Origin of the sequence: Belliella buryatensis (genome assembly GCF_900188245.1) — a bacterium.
GTDB lineage: Bacteria > Bacteroidota > Bacteroidia > Cytophagales > Cyclobacteriaceae > Belliella > Belliella buryatensis.
This window is the reverse complement of sequence record NZ_FZOK01000004.1, coordinates 37,284-56,551: the sequence shown is the minus strand read 5'-3', so window position 1 is coordinate 56,551 and position 19,268 is coordinate 37,284. Positions and strand designations below refer to the sequence as shown.

Here is a 19,268-nt window from a genome sequence, read left to right as displayed (position 1 = left end):
GAATAGACCTATATGAATAAGCAATTGATAATCAAATACACCTTGCTTTTAAGCTTCTCAGGGCTGACCATGCAATCATGGGCGCAGCAGAGGGGAGAGGTTCAAGATCAAGAATTTATCATTCGAAAAGATAGGGTTCTGACCCTACCTACGCAACCAAGGAATTTTGAAAGAATTCCAGTGCTACCCACACCAAAAAGTAATCTGAATTTCAATTATAAAGTTGAACCTTTCTTTCTATCTCTTCCACCTCTAGAAATCAAACCTGAGGCTGCTCAAAAATCTTTTCCAAGAAATCTTGAGGAGCTTTATCCCGGTTTTGCAAAATTAGGTTTTGGGAATTATAAATCACCACTTGTAGAATTGAGATATAATAATTGGGAAGAAGGTGATTATAATTTCGGTGTTAAAGTCAAACATGAAGGCTTCTATACAGGTCCTATAGGAGGAGTTAATTCCGCTGAAAACCATACAAGTGTAGGTCTAAATGGAACGCTCTTTCGAGATTATTTTGAGCTTTATGGAAAAGTGGACTACGCACGGGATGCCTTCAATTTTTACGGATATGATCCTGATAACGAATTATTAACCGATTTCATCACTTCTGAGAATATTTTCAACACTATCAAAGTCAAGGCAGGTATTAGCAACTTGGAAAAAATGTCTGAGTTGAATTATGATGCCAATATTGGTGTAAGGTTGTTCAATGATAGCTTTTCGGCTGTTGAAAATGAATTTTTAATCAATGGGAAAGCTGATTTTTGGTTTTCTGAATATATGAAGACTGAAGTTAATGGAACACTTTCCCTTACCAATCCAGCAGATGAATTGTATAGAGACATTAATAGAAATTATTTCAAAATTCAACCAAATGTGGTTTATAGAAAAGGAGGTTTAAATCTAAGCGCTGGTGCTAATATTATATTTGAAAATGATATCACAGACAATAAAAAAGCTGATTTTCATGTCTATCCAGCTTTCAATGCTTCCTACATGATTCAAGATGGTTTCGGTGTATATGCAGGCTATGAAGGAGATGTTTTGAGGAAAACGTACTATGATTTTGTGATGGAAAATCCATTTTTGGGACCTAGTGAACAATTGCTCAATACAACTCAAAACTTCCTAGCTAAAGCAGGGATCAAAGGTGTAATCAATGGGGAGTTTAGCTACGAAGCTGGAGTAGCAGTCGGACAGTATGCCAATATGCATTTCTTTACCAGCGATCCTACAGATACATTGAAGTTTAATTTAGTATATGATTCTGATACTCGATTGATTAATTACAATGCCAAAGTCAATTGGGAATATCAAGACTGGTATAAACTTACTGGTGCAGTCAACTATTATCAATATACACTTTCAGACCTTCAGGCGGCATTTCATAGACCTGAATGGGAATTGACCTTGGGAAATACTTTTAAACCAACAGGTAAGCTTCTAATCCATGCAAATGCAAATTTAATGGGAGGTATAGTAGCTTTTAATCCTGGTATTGAAGGGACTACGGTATTGCCAGCAATCTTAGATTTGCATATCAAAGCGGATTATAAAATCACTGATCGATTCTCTGTCTTTGCTGTTGGTAATAACTTGCTCAATCAACGCAATCAGAGATTCTTAAACTACCCTGTAAGAGGTATTCAAGGGATTGGTGGATTGACAGTAAAGTTTTAAGATAATAATGCGACAACACAAACTATATAATTTGCGATTTGATGCAATTGTCTTAGTTTCGTAGGTTAATCCAGAAGATATATCAATGGCCAGTAAGGAAAATAAAAAGCTGACAGAAGATCAAGACAAAGACTTTGGTTTCCCTTTTGTGGACGTAGTTCCTTTGGAAGTGCATGCGGTAAATGAAAATATTACTGAAAAAATAGAAGAGACGCAAAAAGCTCCCTTTGTAGAGGAAGTTGAGCCAACTATTGAAGAAGAATTCAAAGCATCTAACTCAAGTAAATCTGATCAACCACAAGAAATTGAGGAAGTTATCACTACAACCAAACCAATTGAAATCAAAAGACAAGATCGGACAATTGCAACTAAAGAAAGAAAGAGCAGTAACAAAACTCCAATTTTCCTATCATTGACCCTTTTGGTTCTGATCTTACTTGGGGCTATGGCTTACTTCTTGTACTACTTGCCTGAATATGGAGAGCCCAAAGAACAGTTAACAGAGGAAAGTTCTCGCTCAGCCATAATTGAAGAATCTGTGACACCTTCTGCTATTGAGCCTGTTGACGACGACGCTGTAGCCTCTGAAGAAATACTAAAAGAGCGCACTACAGAAGTAGCAGCAGCAGAGGTGGTGGAAAATCAAGCTCCAGCATTAACATTGATTCAGAGTAGGGAGGGTAATCCTAGATACTTTATTATCGTTGGTAGCGTTGTGAATGAAAATTTTGCCAGAAGAGAAGCAGAAAAGTATCTCAACGATGGTTATGATACTTGGATTGTGTTTCCTTATGGTGATATCAGGAATTTCAGAGTAGCCATTGGGCAATTTGAGAGCCTGGAAGCGGCCACTCCTGATTGGGAGGCAGCCAAAAAAGTTTATGGAAACGAAATTTGGATTTTGAAATATTAATATGATGTTATTACAAACCCTCTCTACTGACGGTAATATGATGGTAGATAGCTTGGCAATCATGGAGCCAGGCAAAGGAGATATAGGTCTTCTCGATTTGATGATCAAAGGTGGCTATATGATGATTCCGCTCTATGCGCTATTCGTTTTAGCCATTTTTATCTTTGTGGAGCGGATCATCACACTAAGGAAAGCCTCAAAGTCTCCTAAGCATCTTATGGATCAGATAAAAATCCTAGTTCAAGGTGGACATGTAGAAAAAGCAAAAATCCTATGTGCCCAGGAGTCTACACCGGTGGCAAATATGATCTCGAAAGGTTTGGAGAGGATAGGTAGTCCTCTGAAAAATATAGAAGTAGCAATAGAAAATGTGGGTAAAATTGAGATATATAAACTAGAAAAAAATCTCAACTTACTTGCTACCGTATCAGGAGCAGCTCCCATGATTGGTTTCTTAGGAACAGTAGCAGGGATGATTAGAGCATTTATTGGTGTGGCCCAGGAAGAAGGTATGGTTTCGCCTAAGTTGCTATCTACTGGAATTTATGAAGCCATGATTACAACAGCTACTGGACTTGTGGTGGGTATCATAGCTTATTTGGGATACAACTATTTAGTGACTCAGGTATCCAAATTGGTACACAATATGGAGTATACCTCTATAGAGTTTATGGACATTTTACAAGAGAAATAGAATGGCATTACAATCAAAACATAAAGTTGAATCAGCATTCAGTATGTCATCGATGACAGATATAATCTTTCTGTTGTTGATCTTTTTTATGTTGACCTCTTCTTTTATTACTCCTTCTGGACTTCCGGTGAATTTACCTTCCAGTGAGGCCTCTGATATTGTTATGCAAGAAGTTACAGTCACTGTGACTAAGGATCTGCGTTTCTCTGTAAATGACAGGGTGGTAGATAGAGAGGCTATCAAAGGAGAATTAACAGCTCTTTTACAAGATAAAAAAGGACAGGTCGTTTTACATATAGACAAAGAGGTACCTGTTGAATATTTGGTAGAAATCGGTGGAATCGCAGCTGGCTTAGAAGCCAATGTATCCATCGCAACCAAACCGTACAAATAAGCGAATGGAAATCTGGCAAAGCGATAGAGAAGAAGCTGCTAACAAAAGAAAAGCAGGAATTATCACACTGATCATCAATGTGCTGGTGTTGCTTTTTGTCTATTTTATGGTAGTCTGGAAACAACCGATTCCACCATTACCACAGTATGGTTTGGAATTAAACCTAGGTTTTTCAGATTTTGGAAGTGGCAATACCCAGACACTTTCAGCACCCAATGATATCCAATCTGAGGTCACAACACCCGCTGCACCAGGAGAAATTGCTACCAAGCCAACTGAAGCTGCTACTCCAGCAACGCAACCTGCTTCCCAAGCGAGACCTGCTTCAACACCTACCAAATCTAGTTTAGAGGCTGTTTCCAAGGCAGAAAGCACATTGAAAGGAGCAGAGAAAACTACGCCTGTGGTAAAAGAGGCTGTGCCTGAAAAGAAAGCCACTACTCCAGTTACAGAACCAGCAAAAGCAGAAGCAGAAAAAACTACTCCAAAAGTAGAAGAAAAACCAAAAGTGGATCAAAGAGCCCTAATGGGAGCAGGTGGTACTACTGGAACTGGTACTCAAGCAGCAACAGGGAGTGCTCAAGGCTCTTCTACGCAAAAAGGTGATGAAGGAAAACCTACAGGCACAGTGGACGGAAGAGCACTAATGGGTTCAGGAACTGGCCAAGGAGTAGATGGGCCTGGATCTGGATATAACCTTGACTTAGCTGGATGGGACTTTGCTACAAGACCAAATATCAATGATGCATTATCAACGAGAAATGGTTTTATTACTTTTAACATTACTGTAGATGATTCGGGAAGAATAGTTCAAGCGACACCAGATAAGTATAATGTACCAAATAACGTGCTCGCGTACTATAGAACTGTGGTTAATCAAATTACCTTCAAACGAAAAAGTGGTAATATAACAGCAGATTATTCCACTGGCAAAATCACTTTTATCATCAAAGTTGATTGATTCAAATGATGAATTATGAACATACTTTGGACTATTTGTTCAATGCGCTTCCTATGTTTCAGCGGGTGGGGGCTTCAGCATTCAAGAAAGACCTGAGTAATACCATTGCCCTTTGTAATCACCTAAATAATCCCCAACACAAATTTAAATCTATCCATGTAGCTGGTACAAATGGGAAGGGAAGTTCTTCTCATGCAATTTGTTCTGTCTTGATAGAGGCTGGCTATAAGGTAGGCCTTTATACTTCCCCGCATTTAAAAACTTTTACAGAGCGCATCAAAATCAATGGTCAGGAAATTCCTGATGCAGATGTGATCGCTTTTGTAGCAGAAAATAAGAGATTTTTAGATGAAATAAAGCCTAGTTTTTTTGAAATGACTGTCGGCATGGCCTTTTGGTATTTTGCTAAAGAAAAAGTTGATATCGCTGTAATAGAAGTCGGAATGGGAGGTAGATTGGATAGTACCAATGTGATCCAACCAGAAGTTTGTTTAATTACCAATATTGGTTACGATCACATGCAGTTTTTAGGTGATACTTTGGAAGCCATAGCAGGAGAGAAAGCTGGTATAATCAAGGAAAATACCCCAGTTGTAATTAGTCAAAGACAAGCAGCAACCACTCCTGTATTTCAGGCAATAGCTGCTGAGAAGAATGCTCCAATTTATTTTGCCGAAGATTTTATTCAAATTGAAAAAGCTGCAACTCACAATTCGGGAAGTTATCAAATAAGAATTTCTGATAAGCAATTCCAATTAGAATTAGACTTGAAAGGAAATTACCAACAGAAAAATCTTGCTGGTATCATTCAGACAATTCAAGTGCTTCGAGACCTTGGCTATGAAATAACCCAAGAACATTTGAAATGTGGTCTCAATAAAGTAGTGAAAAATACTGGGCTAAAGGGTAGGTGGCAACAATTGGGAGATAATCCTATGATCATTTGCGATACTGGCCATAATCAAGATGGCATCTCACAGATATTGAATCAAATCAATGAATATACTTTCAATAAACTTTGGATGGTTATTGGTATGGTAAATGACAAAGATCTCGATAAAGTCTTGGCCATTTTGCCCAAAGAAGCTGATTACATATTTGTTGAAGCTAAAATCCCAAGAGCATTACCAGCCGAAGAATTGGCTATTCTGGCTAAAAAATATAAGCTGCAAGGTTTAGTTATCTCTGATGTCAACATGGGCTTGGAATATGCTAAGAAAAATGCTGCTCAAGATGACTTAATTTTTATTGGGGGTAGTACCTTTGTGGTCGCCGAAATTAACGACTTATAAGCATGGGAAGGAATAAACTCCAGAGATTTAAAGAAAACGAAGTAAATAGAAATGTAATACAGGCTGGAAAGCCAACTTTTGAAACCATCAAAGGCAACTGGAATAAAGTACAATTCGAAAACAATCAACCCTTCGTTGTTGAATTGGCATGTGGAAGAGGGGAGTTTACAGTAGGACTAGCAAGAGAGTATCCCGAACAGAATTTCATTGGAGTTGATATCAAAGGCTCAAGGATTTGGAAAGGATCCACTATAGCCATTCAAGAAGGTTTAGAAAATGTTGCATTTTTAAGGACCCAAATTCAGCAATTGAGTGATTTCTTTTCAGTTGAGGAAATATCAGAACTTTGGATCACCTTTCCAGATCCATTTCCACGAGATGGGGATGAAAAGAGAAGATTGACAAGTTCTAAGTTTTTGGAGATGTACAAGCCTTTATTGAAGTCAAGTGGGGTAGTCCACTTTAAAACTGACAATACAGGACTCTTTGATTACACGCTTGAACTGCTTCAATCTCGAAATGATATTGAGATTTTAGCTCATACCCATGATTTTTATCAATCAGATTATAAAGATGACCATCATGGTATCCAAACAAGATACGAGAAAATCTTTTCTGATAAAGGCGAAAAAATCAAGTATTTGAAATTTAAGTTTGTATAGGTCTTCTATAAACTCTTGGATCAAAAATAAACGGATCAGAGCTTAAAAGCTTGAGCTGATCAAAATTTTTGGACGCTGGGTTGATTAAACCTCAAAGTACGCCGGAAAGGTCTACTTTTACTAAATAGAAAGCATGTTGGATTTTAGTGTAAAGTTCGTCTTTATCTACAGGTTTGGTCATGTAGTCATCCATACCTACTGCTTTCACTTTAGATTTTGCTTTATCTGTTGCATCGGCAGTCACAGCGATGATAGGGATATTTTGATATTTGGATCCTGCCTCTCCTTTGCGAATGGCCTCGGTCGCTTCGTAACCATCCATTTCAGGCATTTGTAAATCCATCAAAATTAGATCAAAATGGCTAGCTTTCAATTTATCTAAAGCTTCAAGCCCATGGTTGGCAATATCAAAGCTAGTGTTTTTCCATTTCCTCAGGATTGATTTCATTACCATTTGATTGACAGGATTGTCCTCTACGATTAAGATGTGCTTTCCTTCTAAATCATAATCACCGTTCACTAATGGGGAAGAAGGAAGTTTTTGGTCCCTAGAAGGTACTTTGAAATTTAAATCTATTTGAACTTTGGTGCCTTTTCCTTGCTCACTGGATATTTCGATTTTACCTTCGTATAGTTCTACGAGAGCTTTGACTATGCATAGTCCCAGTCCAAAACCTCCAAACTTTCTTTTATCATCAATCTGCTCTTGGATAAAGGACTCGTAAATCCTATCTAACTTTTCTTTGTCAATTCCAACACCAGTATCTTGAACGATGATGTTCAGGTTGACTGTATCATTTTTTTGTAAAACCGAATTGATGCTAAGCTTCACTTCTCCATCTTGCGTGAATTTCACGGCGTTGTTCAGGACATTGAGGATGATCTGTCTTATTCTTGCCTTATCACCAATGATATATTTTGGAAGTTGATTGATTTCCTCATAGATGAATTTGAGCTTTTTATTTTTGACTTGATTATCTGTAATGGTTCTCAATTCTTGAATGACCTTACTTATTTCAAGTTGTCTTTCTTCGAGTTTGAGTTCTTTTTTCTCGATTTTAGAATAGTCGAAAATATCATCTATAGCAGATAAAAGGCCTAGAGAAGAGTACTGAATGACCTCTAAGTCAGATTTTATTTTTTGGTCTTCTGTAGATTCTTGAATGGATTTTGACAGGCCAATTACGGCATTTAGTGGTGTCCGCAATTCATGACTGATATTAGAAAGAAAAAAGGACTTGATCTCATTTGATTCCTGAGACCTTTGAAGCGCGATTCCCTGCATTTTTTCCTTTTCTGATTTCAAAATCCTGATTCTATTAGCCATGGACAAAGAAAGGAAGATAATCTCCAATCCAGTACCGAATTTCGAGGCATTTTCAGTTATAAATGAATTGGGAATCACGCTGAAATTATTCAAGATAAATACTAAGAAACCCGCAAAAAAGAAAAATAAACCTACACTAAAGAATATATCTGGGGCAGCGTTTTTTCTAATGGATACGATCAAGGTTCCAATGATCAAAAACAATAAAAGAATACCAAACAGATTCACTAATGGATAATAAAATTCTACAACACTTCTTATAAAAAAAATAGCTGTGATCAATGCTATCACACATATGTGTAGTGAGTTATAAATTTTATTGAGGACTGGGCTGAAGTTGCTAACTTTCATATAGACCTGTACATAACTTCCGAAAGCCAAAGTAGAAAAAGCCGCGGCTAAGAGTACAGCATTTCTTGAAATCCAGCCTGCATCTGGAGTGAAATACTGAAAGAAATAGCCGTCTAATGATAGATGCAATAGTGCTATAGAGAGCACGTAGGTGAAATAAAGCAAGAAACTCTTCTCTTTGATTCCAAAATAAAAAAACAAATAAATAGTACCTGCTAACAGTAAAATACCATAGAAAAGACCAAAGACTAGTTGTTCTTTATAAGAGGTTAGAATTAATGAATTGGCGCTGTGAAGTTCAAGCGGAAGGTTGATGACTTCTCCATCACTTTGATACTGCACATAAAACTCGTATTCTTGATTGGCTTCGAGTTCTATGGGGAATATCATCTTCCTATGGCTTAATGGCTTTTCACTGAAGGGTAGTAAGTCACCTGTGACCTGACTGATAATTGTACCAGCCTGATCAATCTGATGCAATTCTATGATATCTGTGATGGGTCTACCTGTTTCAAAGAACAAACTCAAAGTTTTATTTGCTGTATTTTGGATTTTGAATTTTAGCCAAAAATTATCTTTTGTAAATCCTAAATTGGTATTTGGGCCTGATATAGCTTTGAAATCGAAAGAATCTTGTTTTTCTAGAAAATCTTCAATTTTTAAATTCTCAGAGCCAACATTAGAGATTTGTGCCTTTTGGTAGATTGACTTTGGATTCAAAAAAGTATCTTGATCGATCAGAAACTGGCTTTTCACTTCAATATTTCCCAAAAGAAAGTAAATAGGAAGTACTATTATGTAAATAAGTTGGCTCTTTTTCATTATTTAGTCTTGTGGTGATAAGTCCAACAACTTACGGAATAGATTTGTTAATTGGATTTATTCAAGAAAACTATTTTTTTGATAAGCGGGATCTGGATAGGTATAAAAGCCCTCACCGGTCTTTTGACCGAGTTTTCCTGAATCGATATATTTTTTCAATAGGGATGCAAAAGCTTGGGATGATGCATCTGGCATTTTGTGGGTGACATGCCAAGCTGTATCTAGCCCAATGCTATCTAAGATACCAAATGGCCCCATTGGCATATGAAAATTAACCATCCATGACTTATCAATATCCTCAATACTTGCCACTTCTTTGGTTAGAAGTTTCCCAGCAGCACCGATAAAAGCCATCAACATGGAATTGAATAGGTAGCCATGATTTTCTTTCTTGACTATCACAGGTACCTGTCTCAACGTTTTTCCAAAAACTTCTAATAAAGGAATTAAATTAGGGTCCGTTCCAGGATGTGGCATGATATCTACGACCTTGCTGTAGAATACATCATGAAAATGCAAGGCACAAAACTTTTCTGGTCTCCCAGAAATATCAGCAAACATAGATGGAAGCAGGTAGGAGGTATTGGTTGTAAATAAGGTTTTTTCAGGCGCCAATTTCCCGAATTGTTCCCATACCTTTTCTTTGATAGCTACCTCTTCAGTTACGCTTTCATTGATCAGGTCTGCATCAGCCACAGCAATAGATGGATCAGAGGTAAACGTCACCCTGTGCATGGCTTCATTTGCTTTTTCCTGACTTAGGCTACCACTTCCAATTAATTGTTTGATAATACCTTGCATCACTATTTTGGAGGAATCAAGGGCTTTATTATGAATGTCATAAACACTAACTTGATAACCTGATAGGGCTGATTGAAGTGCAACTCTACTCCCTAATGTTCCCGCTCCTAAGATGCATATATTTTGGATTTTCATATTTTTCCAGTTTTGATTGCGTTTTTACTTAATAATCCGCAAGCCTTCACTGCATGAATCAATGCAGCAAATCTTGGATCTTGACCAAAACCTTGCTGATAGCGTTGATATATTTGCTGAGCGATAACTCCTACTTTGAATATCCCAAAGGCATAATAAAAAAGTATATCTTCCATATTGCTACCAGTAGCTTTGCTATAATAGTTTATCACATCTTGCCTTGAATAATTACCAGAAGCATGCGTGAGGTTGAAATTCTTGAGGATCTCTGGATCATTGGGCTCAGTCCAATAGGCTAGGGTAGTACCTAAGTCCATTAATGGGTCACCCACTGTAGCCATTTCCCAATCTAAAATCGCCTTGATCTTGGGTTCATCAGTGTTTTTCAAAACGATATTATCATATTTATAATCATTGTGAATGAATCCTACTGAAGATCCACTTGGAAGATTCTCTTTGAGCCAATCAGAAGTTGCTTCCATGGCTAGAATTTCATCTGTTTTGGCTCTTTGATACCGCTCAGTCCACCCGAGAACCTGCCTTTCTACATAGCCATCTGGCTTTCCAAGGACAGAAAGACCAGAGTGCTCTAGCTCTAATTGATGTAATTCAATTAAGGAATCTAAGCAGTTTTTGGAAAGATGGCTAAAAAATTCTTTATCCAATCCAATACCATCAGGAAGACGATTTCTTAGAATTAAGCCTTCAACTTTCTCCATGATAAAAAACGGCACTTCGATGATAGCTTCATCTTCACTACTCAGAATGGCTTTAGGGATTTTTTTATAGCCTGCCTTTTCAAGAGATTTTAAAACTTGAAACTCTCTCGTCATATCATGAGCCTTACTGATCTTTTTACCTAAGGGTGGCCTTCTGAGTACTAACTCACCTTGGTTGGTTTTGAGGAGATAAGTAAGATTAGAATATCCGCCTTTGAATTGTATGATTTCTCTTATTTCAAAATCGCTTCCAAATTGCTCCTTGAGATAAGGTGATAATTTCATTTTCAGGTCTTCAAGATTCATTTTCAAAAATGGATTTGGGTTAGTATGGATATTTTAGTCAAATTTCAAAGTCAATTTGATTTCATTTGCTCTCCTACAATTTTGAGGATTCTTCTGGCTAAAACGGACTTGTGGACTTCATCCGGGCCATCATAGATTCTTGCACCTCTTTCATGTCTATACCAAAATGATAAAACCGTATCATCAGTAATGCCTAAGGCACCATGAACTTGAATGGCTTTGTCCAGTACTTCCATCAATACATTCGAAACAAAAAACTTAATGGTAGAGATGTCTTCTTTGGCTGATTTGGCTCCGAATTCTTGGATTTTTATCGCAGTATCCAAGACCATCAATCGACTAGCTTTAATTGAGGCATAGCTTTCTGCTATCCAATTTTGGATCGTCTGTTGACCAGCTAGCGCTTTACCAGGGTTCAGTTCTCGATAGATAGCTCGCTCACACATCAATTGAAGTGCCCTTTCACAAATTCCAATCCAGCGCATACAGTGATGGATTCTACCTGGTCCAAGTCGCTCTTGAGCCAAAGCAAATCCTTCACCTTCATTTCCTATAAGATTGCTCGCAGGTACTATACAATTATTAAACTTGACTTCTCCATGCGACATATAATCCTCTCCAGCATCACCCATGATCGGGATATTTCTGACCAATTCGAAACCCGGATTATCTAAAGGAACAAGGATCATACTGGCTCTTTGATAGGGGTTTGAGTTGTGTGGATCAGTTACAGCCATGACTATAGTAAAGTGTGCCCCATCAGCAGATGAAGTGAACCATTTGTGTCCATTGATGACAAAGTGGTCACCATTTCTAATGGCAAGAGTTGATAGGTGTACTGGGTTGCTTCCAGGATTTTCTGGTTCAGTCATCGCAAAGCAACTTCTGATTTCTCCTTTTTGAAGTGGGGTCAAGTAGGTAGATTTTAATTCATCACTTGCAAATTGATGCATCAACTCCATGTTTCCAATATCAGGTGCTTGACAATTGAATACATAATGCCCGATAGGGCTTCTACCTAACTCTTCTGAAATAAAGGCAAATTCAAACAAGTTCAAGCCTAGACCTCCTTCTTCTCTCGAAAGGTGTGGTGCAAATAGTCCTTGTTCCTTTGCCAAGTTTCTCAAAGCTTGAAGCTTAGGAAGTGATTTTTTAAAACCATGATTTAAGACTTCCAACTCAATTGGAATGATATGCTGGTCGATGAATTTTTTGTAGGATAATGTTAAATCAGGGTTTGGATTGATAAATGACATAGGATACTTTGGGTTCAAAAGTTTAAGATTAAAAACTCTACTTATATTGTAAAGCCACCATCTGCGGTGATTACAGCTCCCGTTGTATAAGAGGAGCAGCTAGCAGCTAGAAATAACGCAACTGAAGCAATTTCTTCGGAAGTACCCACACGCTTGAGTGCAAGTGCTTTCATCATCATGCCCATGATTTTTTCATTGGACCATAGGGCTTCTGAAAACTTTGTCTTAATCAATCCAGGACAGATGATATTGACTCTAATATGATGGTCTCCCCATTCTTTGGCGAAAACTTTGGACATAGAAATCAATGCTGCCTTACTCACTGAATAAATCCCTAATCCAGGTTCTGGGGAAATACCGCCTACAGAGCTGACATTGATCACTGATGCTCCTGAAGAGTTTCTCAGGTGAGGAAAACATAATTTCATCAATTCAAAAGGCGCTTTAACATTGACATCCATAATTTTGTCAAAAGCTTCTAAACTTGTCTCATGAACAGGTCCAAAAACAGGATTAGAGGCAGCATTATTGACCAAGATGTCGATACCCCCATACTTGCTAACCGTTGCATCAACTAGGTATTTGAGCTCGTCTATCTTTCCAACATTACAGGCGATGCCCGTTACTTCATAACCTCGTTTGCTTAAAAGTGATGCTTCTTCATCCAAAACCTCCTGCTTTCTGCTTGAAATTACAACTTTGGCGCCAGCCGCTGCAAATACTTCTGCAATGCTCAAACCAATTCCTTTGGAAGCACCTGTGATTAAGGCCACTTTACCCTCTAGTGAAAAAACATTTGATAAGTCCATTGATGTGTTTTTATTGTTTATGTAATAACCATGCCTTCATTATCCTATTAAATTAGGGAATTGGCTTTACTTTAGGAAGCAATCCATGAAAAATGTTATGCATACCGAGTATTTTTTGTAATTTGGGTCAATGAATTTTTCTTTAAACCATAAATAATCAAAGAATGAAGCAGGTAGTTTTCCATCAGACTGGTATGCCAGAGGAGGTTTTAATATTAGAAGAGGGAGAGAAGCCCATGAAAAAAGCCCATGAAGCCCTTATTAAAGTCACTGCAAGAAATATCAACCCATCTGATATCATGTTTATCAGAGGAATGTATGGGATCACTCCGAAATTACCAAGTTCAGCTGGTTTTGAAGCAGTAGGGGTAGTTGAAGAAGCAGATGAAAGAGGATTGGTTCAGAAAGGAACCAAGGTAATATTCACAGTAATTGGGACCTGGAAAGAATATGTCAGTGTACCAGCTAACCTTCTGATACCAGTACCAACAAAAATGACTGACGAGGTAGCTTGTCAGGCATTTGTAAATCCGCTGACTGCGTATGGGATGTTGGAGACGAGTGGCTTAGAAGCAGGTGATTGGCTATTGATCACAGCTGGAGCTTCTGCGTTTGGGAAACTCGCGATTCAGCTAGCCAAGCAAAAAGACATCAAGGTGGCTTGTACTGTTCGGAGGGATGAACAGAAAGATATGCTCTCGAATATAGGAGCTGACTTGGTGATCAACACGGAAAAGGAAAAACTTCCAAAAGTCATCATGGAGCAAACTGATGGGGGTGTTCATGTTGTTTTTGATGCGGTGGGTGGTGTATTAGGAGCTAGGGCTTTGTCTTGCTTGAGGACCAATGGTAGGATGATGGTGTTTGGCTTGTTGAGTTTGGAAAATATTCCTCTCAATTCTGGTTTGTTGATATTCAAAAATTTAAAAGTAGAAGGTTTCTGGTTGACCACATGGATAGAAAGCCTCAATCAACAAGAAAGAGAAGAAGCATTCAAAACGATTTTTACGCTGTTATTAACCCAGAAAGTCAAAGTAGATGTTCAGGCTACTTACCCATTGGAGCAATTCAAAGAAGCACTACAAGCCTATGAAAAGGGGGGAAGAAATGGAAAGGTAATTTTAACCAGTTAACTCTTTTCACCATTCACAAATAAAAAAATCCCGACTTCAAGCCGGGATTTTTTTGTTATTTAGTAAGTGCTTTTTCTCGTTGGACCTCCAACATATCAACTGGAGGGGGTGTATTGTCACCTAGAAGATGCTGCACAAAATAGTCTCCCATTTTCCAGAAGAAATACTCAGTCATGTCACCATAGCCATGTCTTTGCCCTGGTAATAAAAGCAAGTCAAATCTTTTATTTGCTTTGATCAATGCATTGGCCATTCTTATGGTTCCAGCAGGATGTACATTGTTATCTACATCTCCTGTGGTGAGCAAGAGTCTACCTTTCAGATTTTTAGCTAAGTCTGGATTTTTCTCAATGCTGTATACGAATGTCGTATCACCTTTTGGAGAAATTTGCTCTTTTACGCCATGGTGTTTTTCTGACCACCATCTATTGTAAATGTTGTTTTCATGATTACCAGCAGAAGATACGGCTACTTTGAATATATCGGGATATACTAACATGGCAGCAGTAGACATAAAGCCACCACCTGAGTGACCATGGATTCCCACTCTGCTTCTATCGATAAATGCGTGTCTATCCGCTAGTTGCTCAATCGCTGCTTTTTTGTCAGCTAATCCATAGTCTCTAAGGTTTCCATAACCATAGTTGTGGTACCACTTTGATCTAGATGGATGACCACCTCTGTTACCAAGTGTTACTACTACGAAGCCAAATTGAGCCAATCTATCTGTTCTATCCATTCCAACTGAGAAGTCCTTGTTCACAGCCTCTGTTTGGGGCCCAGGGTAGACATATTCGATAATTGGGTAGATTTTGGTAGAGTCAAAATCAAATGGTTTATACATAACACCATAAAGATCGGTGATTCCATCATCAGCTTTGAATTTGAATGGCTCTGGGAATTGATATCCAGCTGCAAATAATGAAGACAAATCAGCCTCTTCCAAATCCATGATTTTTCTACCTTGACCATCATGCAATGCAGATGCAGGAACAGTATTTACCCTTGAGTAATTATTGACAAAGAATGTACCTTTATCATTGATAGAAGAAGTATGGTTATAGTCACCTGGGTTTAGCAATGTAATTGCTCCACCGTTGAGACTCACTCTATACATGTGCTCGTAATACGGATCTTCTCCTTTTTCTCTTCCATTAGCTATAAAATAAAGGAATCTGCCTCTTTCATCAATTGTTCCTATTCTATCTGTGTGGAATGGTCCAGAAGTCAATTGCCTTTTTAGATTTCCTGCTCTGTCATATAAGTAAAAGTGTCCCCATCCATCACGCTCAGACCAATGTACGATCTCAGTACCATTATTGATCAATTCTGGCTTGATGATATCGATATAAGTATTGCTTCTCTCTTCGATTACAACTTCCTTTTTACCTTCTTTGATATTCCATCTCACGATATCGATTTTTTTCAAATCTCTAGAAGTGATGGAGAAATAAAAGTTGTCATTATCTCCATGCCATACAGAAGGAGTGAAGTCATCGTCTCTATTCACAACTGGTCTTGTAGCTCCCCAAAGACCTACTGTCTGATCTTTGAAAGTAGCAATATTCAATTTTTCCATCTCCCCCGATTCAAAGGAATAATACATCAAATCCGTAATTGGCTGCTCTTTTTCACCTGGCATGGCATACTTATAAGTCTCCAATGTAGGTCGTGGGTTTCTTGTATTATGAATAACCCAAAGGTCTTTGACTTCTCTGACATCAGATCTTGTGATTATAAACTGCTTTGAATCTTCGGACCAAAGTACACCAGCTCTTTTTCTATTGTCTTTGTTCTTTTCTTCTTCTACATTGTCCTCACCACGACCACCGCCACCATAGCCATAATCCTTTACTCCATCAGTAGTTAGCTGATGCTCCACGATAGTGCTGTCCTTGTCATCTTTTACTGCTTTAAGGAAGTTTTCCTTATCCATCCAGTAAAGATTTTCGTGTTTGACGAAAACTATCCTAGAAGAATCAGGCGCAATGTTCGCCCAACCTAATCTCTTGGCGTCTTCTTCTGGATCAGTGATTTCTGTTAACTGCTGATTTTGTAGATTGTAACGGAAAACAAAAGTTTTCTTTTCTAATGAATCCTTAGCGTTCTTGTTTTTCTCTTTGATCTCAACCCAGTCTTTTTTCACAACATCTTGTGTACTTCGGATTTTAAATTGAATGGTGTTTTCATCCTCCAAAAATTTTAGACTTGTAATAGGCAAGTGTTGTGCATCAAATGGATCACGAACGATTTTTGTGATTTCAGCAGCAAGCTTATCTTTGTCAAAAAAGGCTCGTTTGGTTCTAGCTACTGGATCTACGATGTACCATTCACGGCCATTGGTAGTCTCGTAGGTATACCAGAATCTATCTGAATTTTTTAACCAATGTGGATCTACTCGGGTGGTGAAGACCATTTTTCTGACTTTCTCAGGAGAAAATCTTGAAGCTAGATCATAGTTCCCTTTGGTAGGGGAGTCTTGTGCCTGCAAAAATCCTACTGAAAGGATCATTGCAAACATGAGGTATAGTTTCTTCATAAATTATTTATTTTCAATTGGTGAAAATAAATAATGAAAAATTCCCCTTTGAACCGCTGATGTAAAAAATTGGCCTTGATCTTTAAAATAAGGCCAATTTATGAATGAGTTTTCTAAAATAGACTTCCTTGGACGATTTGAGGCCTACTGGCTTGAATAGTTCCTTTGAGCATATCTTGCATCAATCGGATAAAACCTGGCCTCCAGTTGTCAACATGGATTTTAATTTCTTTGCCTTCATAATTAATTGGTCCTGATAGCCTTTCGTAGCCTATCAACATGCTCCAAATGGTATAAAAAGTCAATTCAGGTTGCAACTCAGGTCTAATACTTCCGTCCTTGATACCTTGAGATACGATTTGGATACCGATTTTACCACAGTCATGATGTACGTCCAATAGTTTCTGGAAATGTACACTTTCCAAGATCAATGGATCGATGGTTTTTCTTAGCTCCTTATCATTGTACAGATTGAGCATTCCCATAAAATTCAAAATGGCTTCGTAAAACATCCGGTTTTTATGAGAAAAATCAACATACTTCTGAACCAAATCTACCAACAACTCCATCCCATTTTTATTCTTGGTACGGTAGACCTCTCTGAACACATCCTTCAAGCCATCAAAAGCCTTTCGGGTAACAGCCATATACAGGTCTTCTTTGTTTTTATAATAGAAGTAGGTCAAACCTTTTGAGATTTTAGCTGACTTAGCTACCTCATCCATTTTGGTAGCTTGATACCCCTTTTCTATAAAAAGCTTGATAGCTGAATCTAGGATTAGTTTTTCTTTCTGTGTTCTCTCTTGCGCTCCCATGTGTTGAAAAGTTTTGAATCTTGTTCAAAGTTATTAAACCAAAGTTAATAAACACAATAAGTTTTATCTATGAAATGATAATGCAATGACATTGAGGCACAAAAAATGGGATGCTTCACTTCGAAGGCATCCCATTTTAAAATTGTTATTATCTAAGTGATTATTTGACTTCGATGATATAATAGTTCTTCTTTCCTTTTTGAACCAATAGGTATTTGTCTTGAAGTAATTTGGCTTCCACCGCTGCGTTGGGATCAGCAAGTTTTTCTTTGTTGATACTCACTCCACCTCCTTGGATCATTTTTCTGGCTTCTCCTTTAGATGGGAATATAGCTGTTCCGGATTTGTCAGCTAGAAGTTCTAAAACAGAAGATGCAGATTCATATTCTGGCTTTTTGATTTGAACTTGAGGGACACCATCGAAAACTTGCAAGAAAGTACGCTCGTCAAGCAGTTCCAGATCTTCTGTAGAAGACTTGCCAAATAGAATAGCAGATGCCTTGAGTGCCATTTCATAATCAGCCTCACTGTGTACCATGATGGTGACTTGCTTGGCGATTTCCTTTTGTAAAGCTCTCAGGTGTGGGGCTTCTTGATGTTCTTTTTCCAAAGTCTCAATTGTAACTTGATCTAGTGTCGTAAATATCCTGATGTACTTTGCAGCATCTTCATCAGATACATTGAGCCAGAATTGATAGAATGCATAAGGAGAAGTCTTTTCAGGATCTAACCATACTGAACCTCCTTCAGTCTTTCCGAATTTGGTTCCATCCGCCTTTGTAATCAGCGGTACAGTCAAAGCATAAGCTGAGCCACCACCCATTCTTCTGATCATTTCAGTTCCAGTGACGATATTTCCCCATTGATCTGAACCACCGAGTTGGATGCTTACATTTTCATTTTTCCAAAGATGGTAGAAGTCATATCCTTGAATCAACTGATAAGTAAACTCAGTAAAGGAAAGCCCGTTGCCATCCTCAAGTCTTCTTTTGACAGAATCTTTGGCCATCATATAGTTGACAGTGATATGCTTACCTACATCTCTGATAAAGTCCAGAAAAGAGAAGTCAGCCATCCAATCATAATTATTGACCAGCTCGGCTTTATTCTCTGCCCCTTGATTGAAGTTGAGGAATTTACCAAGTTGATTTTTTATGCTGGCTACATTGTGATCAAGTGTTGCTTTGTCAAGTAGGTTTCTCTCTGCCGATTTGAAGCTAGGGTCTCCAATCATTCCAGTTGCCCCACCTACCAATGCGAAGGGTTTGTGCCCTGCTCTTTGGAAATGAAGCAAAGTCATCACGCCAACAAGGTGACCTATATGTAAAGAATCCGCGGTAGGGTCAAAACCAAGATATGCAGAAGCCATTCCCTTTTTCAAATGCTCTTCGATTTCTGGTGTCATATCCTGAAGCATTCCTCTCCAGCGCAATTCTTCGATGAAATTATTCATGTGTTTCTACTCTTCGATTTTTGAATCTGCAAATATAGAAGATTGTTTGGGAAGCCCGAAGTGGTAGGCACGCAGATTCCACGGATTTCGCAGATTTAAGAATGATTTTAGATTTTAGAGGAGTATAATTGATACTTTGAAGTCATATCGACTGAAAGGAGATATCTCACGCTGTTCGATATGACAATTACCAAATAACCAATCTTAAA

At 38.1% G+C, this 19,268-nt stretch carries 16 protein-coding genes; 8 read left to right on the top strand and 8 right to left on the bottom strand.

Annotation, left to right across the window (positions count from 1 at the left end):
* The first annotated feature begins 12 nt into the window (after window positions 1–12).
* From CHB66_RS05180 to trmB, 7 genes are all read left to right on the top strand, one after another.
* On the top strand, window positions 13–1,677 hold the full coding sequence (locus CHB66_RS05180; protein ID WP_089238694.1) for a TonB-dependent receptor: 1,665 nt from the start codon (window positions 13–15) through the stop codon (window positions 1,675–1,677).
* Between the two features lie 85 nt (window positions 1,678–1,762).
* Complete coding sequence (locus CHB66_RS05175; protein ID WP_089238692.1) at window positions 1,763–2,590, top strand: SPOR domain-containing protein; 828 nt, start codon at window positions 1,763–1,765, stop codon at window positions 2,588–2,590.
* A gap of 1 nt (window position 2,591) precedes the next feature.
* Window positions 2,592–3,284 (top strand): MotA/TolQ/ExbB proton channel family protein, encoded by a 693-nt coding sequence (locus tag CHB66_RS05170; RefSeq protein ID WP_089238690.1) that lies wholly within the window; start codon window positions 2,592–2,594, stop codon window positions 3,282–3,284.
* 1 nt (window position 3,285) lies between these two features.
* On the top strand, window positions 3,286–3,678 hold the full coding sequence (locus CHB66_RS05165; RefSeq protein WP_089238688.1) for an ExbD/TolR family protein: 393 nt from the start codon (window positions 3,286–3,288) through the stop codon (window positions 3,676–3,678).
* A gap of 4 nt (window positions 3,679–3,682) precedes the next feature.
* Window positions 3,683–4,639 carry an energy transducer TonB gene (locus CHB66_RS05160; RefSeq protein WP_089239000.1) on the top strand — a complete coding sequence of 319 codons (957 nt, stop codon included), beginning with the start codon at window positions 3,683–3,685 and terminating at the stop codon, window positions 4,637–4,639.
* An 8-nt stretch (window positions 4,640–4,647) separates the two neighbouring features.
* Window positions 4,648–5,931 carry a bifunctional folylpolyglutamate synthase/dihydrofolate synthase gene (locus CHB66_RS05155; RefSeq protein WP_089238998.1) on the top strand — a complete coding sequence of 428 codons (1,284 nt, stop codon included), beginning with the start codon at window positions 4,648–4,650 and terminating at the stop codon, window positions 5,929–5,931.
* 2 nt (window positions 5,932–5,933) lie between these two features.
* Complete coding sequence (trmB, locus tag CHB66_RS05150; protein WP_089238686.1) at window positions 5,934–6,593, top strand: tRNA (guanosine(46)-N7)-methyltransferase TrmB; 660 nt, start codon at window positions 5,934–5,936, stop codon at window positions 6,591–6,593.
* A 91-nt stretch (window positions 6,594–6,684) separates the two neighbouring features.
* Here trmB and CHB66_RS05145 read toward each other — a convergent pair whose 3' ends face one another.
* The 5 genes from CHB66_RS05145 to CHB66_RS05125 are packed head-to-tail and all read right to left on the bottom strand — an operon-like array spanning window position 6,685 to window position 13,119.
* Window positions 6,685–9,093, bottom strand: coding sequence for a hybrid sensor histidine kinase/response regulator (locus CHB66_RS05145; RefSeq protein ID WP_089238684.1), 2,409 nt, complete (start codon window positions 9,091–9,093; stop codon window positions 6,685–6,687).
* A gap of 57 nt (window positions 9,094–9,150) precedes the next feature.
* On the bottom strand, window positions 9,151–10,029 hold the full coding sequence (locus tag CHB66_RS05140) for a 3-hydroxyacyl-CoA dehydrogenase (RefSeq protein WP_089238682.1): 879 nt from the start codon (window positions 10,027–10,029) through the stop codon (window positions 9,151–9,153).
* Window positions 10,026–11,054 carry a phosphotransferase family protein gene (locus tag CHB66_RS05135; protein WP_089238680.1) on the bottom strand — a complete coding sequence of 343 codons (1,029 nt, stop codon included), beginning with the start codon at window positions 11,052–11,054 and terminating at the stop codon, window positions 10,026–10,028. The genes CHB66_RS05140 and CHB66_RS05135 overlap by 4 nt, the downstream gene beginning before the upstream one ends.
* Before the next feature lie 50 nt (window positions 11,055–11,104).
* On the bottom strand, window positions 11,105–12,310 hold the full coding sequence (locus CHB66_RS05130) for an acyl-CoA dehydrogenase family protein (RefSeq protein ID WP_089238678.1): 1,206 nt from the start codon (window positions 12,308–12,310) through the stop codon (window positions 11,105–11,107).
* 41 nt (window positions 12,311–12,351) lie between these two features.
* Window positions 12,352–13,119 carry an SDR family NAD(P)-dependent oxidoreductase gene (locus tag CHB66_RS05125; protein WP_089238676.1) on the bottom strand — a complete coding sequence of 256 codons (768 nt, stop codon included), beginning with the start codon at window positions 13,117–13,119 and terminating at the stop codon, window positions 12,352–12,354.
* 164 nt (window positions 13,120–13,283) lie between these two features.
* Between CHB66_RS05125 and CHB66_RS05120 the strand changes: the two genes are divergently transcribed.
* Complete coding sequence (locus CHB66_RS05120; RefSeq protein ID WP_089238674.1) at window positions 13,284–14,252, top strand: zinc-dependent alcohol dehydrogenase family protein; 969 nt, start codon at window positions 13,284–13,286, stop codon at window positions 14,250–14,252.
* A 55-nt stretch (window positions 14,253–14,307) separates the two neighbouring features.
* Here the strand turns inward: CHB66_RS05120 and CHB66_RS05115 are convergent, their stop codons facing one another.
* From CHB66_RS05115 to tyrS, 3 genes are all read right to left on the bottom strand, one after another.
* Window positions 14,308–16,791, bottom strand: coding sequence for a S9 family peptidase (locus tag CHB66_RS05115; RefSeq protein WP_089238672.1), 2,484 nt, complete (start codon window positions 16,789–16,791; stop codon window positions 14,308–14,310).
* A 113-nt stretch (window positions 16,792–16,904) separates the two neighbouring features.
* Window positions 16,905–17,606: a TetR/AcrR family transcriptional regulator gene (locus CHB66_RS05110; RefSeq protein ID WP_089238670.1), complete on the bottom strand. Its 702-nt coding sequence runs from the start codon at window positions 17,604–17,606 to the stop codon at window positions 16,905–16,907.
* A gap of 160 nt (window positions 17,607–17,766) precedes the next feature.
* Window positions 17,767–19,059 carry a tyrosine--tRNA ligase gene (tyrS, locus tag CHB66_RS05105; RefSeq protein ID WP_089238668.1) on the bottom strand — a complete coding sequence of 431 codons (1,293 nt, stop codon included), beginning with the start codon at window positions 19,057–19,059 and terminating at the stop codon, window positions 17,767–17,769.
* Between the last annotated feature and the right edge of the window lie 209 nt (window positions 19,060–19,268).

Excerpts from the sequence above, each read along its gene's own strand:
- CHB66_RS05120 (WP_089238674.1), top strand. The coding sequence starts at position 13,284 with ATGAAGCAGGTAGTTTTCCATCAGACTGGTATGCCAGAGGAGGTTTTA.
- CHB66_RS05125 (WP_089238676.1), bottom strand. The coding sequence starts at position 13,119 with ATGGACTTATCAAATGTTTTTTCACTAGAGGGTAAAGTGGCCTTAATC.
- CHB66_RS05130 (WP_089238678.1), bottom strand. The coding sequence starts at position 12,310 with ATGTCATTTATCAATCCAAACCCTGATTTAACATTATCCTACAAAAAA.
- CHB66_RS05135 (WP_089238680.1), bottom strand. The coding sequence starts at position 11,054 with ATGAATCTTGAAGACCTGAAAATGAAATTATCACCTTATCTCAAGGAG.
- CHB66_RS05115 (WP_089238672.1), bottom strand. The coding sequence starts at position 16,791 with ATGAAGAAACTATACCTCATGTTTGCAATGATCCTTTCAGTAGGATTT.
- CHB66_RS05175 (WP_089238692.1), top strand. The coding sequence starts at position 1,763 with ATGGCCAGTAAGGAAAATAAAAAGCTGACAGAAGATCAAGACAAAGAC.
- CHB66_RS05160 (WP_089239000.1), top strand. The coding sequence starts at position 3,683 with ATGGAAATCTGGCAAAGCGATAGAGAAGAAGCTGCTAACAAAAGAAAA.
- CHB66_RS05145 (WP_089238684.1), bottom strand. The coding sequence starts at position 9,093 with ATGAAAAAGAGCCAACTTATTTACATAATAGTACTTCCTATTTACTTT.
- CHB66_RS05170 (WP_089238690.1), top strand. The coding sequence starts at position 2,592 with ATGATGTTATTACAAACCCTCTCTACTGACGGTAATATGATGGTAGAT.
- CHB66_RS05180 (WP_089238694.1), top strand. The coding sequence starts at position 13 with ATGAATAAGCAATTGATAATCAAATACACCTTGCTTTTAAGCTTCTCA.
- tyrS (WP_089238668.1), bottom strand. The coding sequence starts at position 19,059 with ATGAATAATTTCATCGAAGAATTGCGCTGGAGAGGAATGCTTCAGGAT.
- CHB66_RS05155 (WP_089238998.1), top strand. The coding sequence starts at position 4,648 with ATGAATTATGAACATACTTTGGACTATTTGTTCAATGCGCTTCCTATG.
- CHB66_RS05165 (WP_089238688.1), top strand. The coding sequence starts at position 3,286 with ATGGCATTACAATCAAAACATAAAGTTGAATCAGCATTCAGTATGTCA.
- trmB (WP_089238686.1), top strand. The coding sequence starts at position 5,934 with ATGGGAAGGAATAAACTCCAGAGATTTAAAGAAAACGAAGTAAATAGA.
- CHB66_RS05110 (WP_089238670.1), bottom strand. The coding sequence starts at position 17,606 with ATGGGAGCGCAAGAGAGAACACAGAAAGAAAAACTAATCCTAGATTCA.
- CHB66_RS05140 (WP_089238682.1), bottom strand. The coding sequence starts at position 10,029 with ATGAAAATCCAAAATATATGCATCTTAGGAGCGGGAACATTAGGGAGT.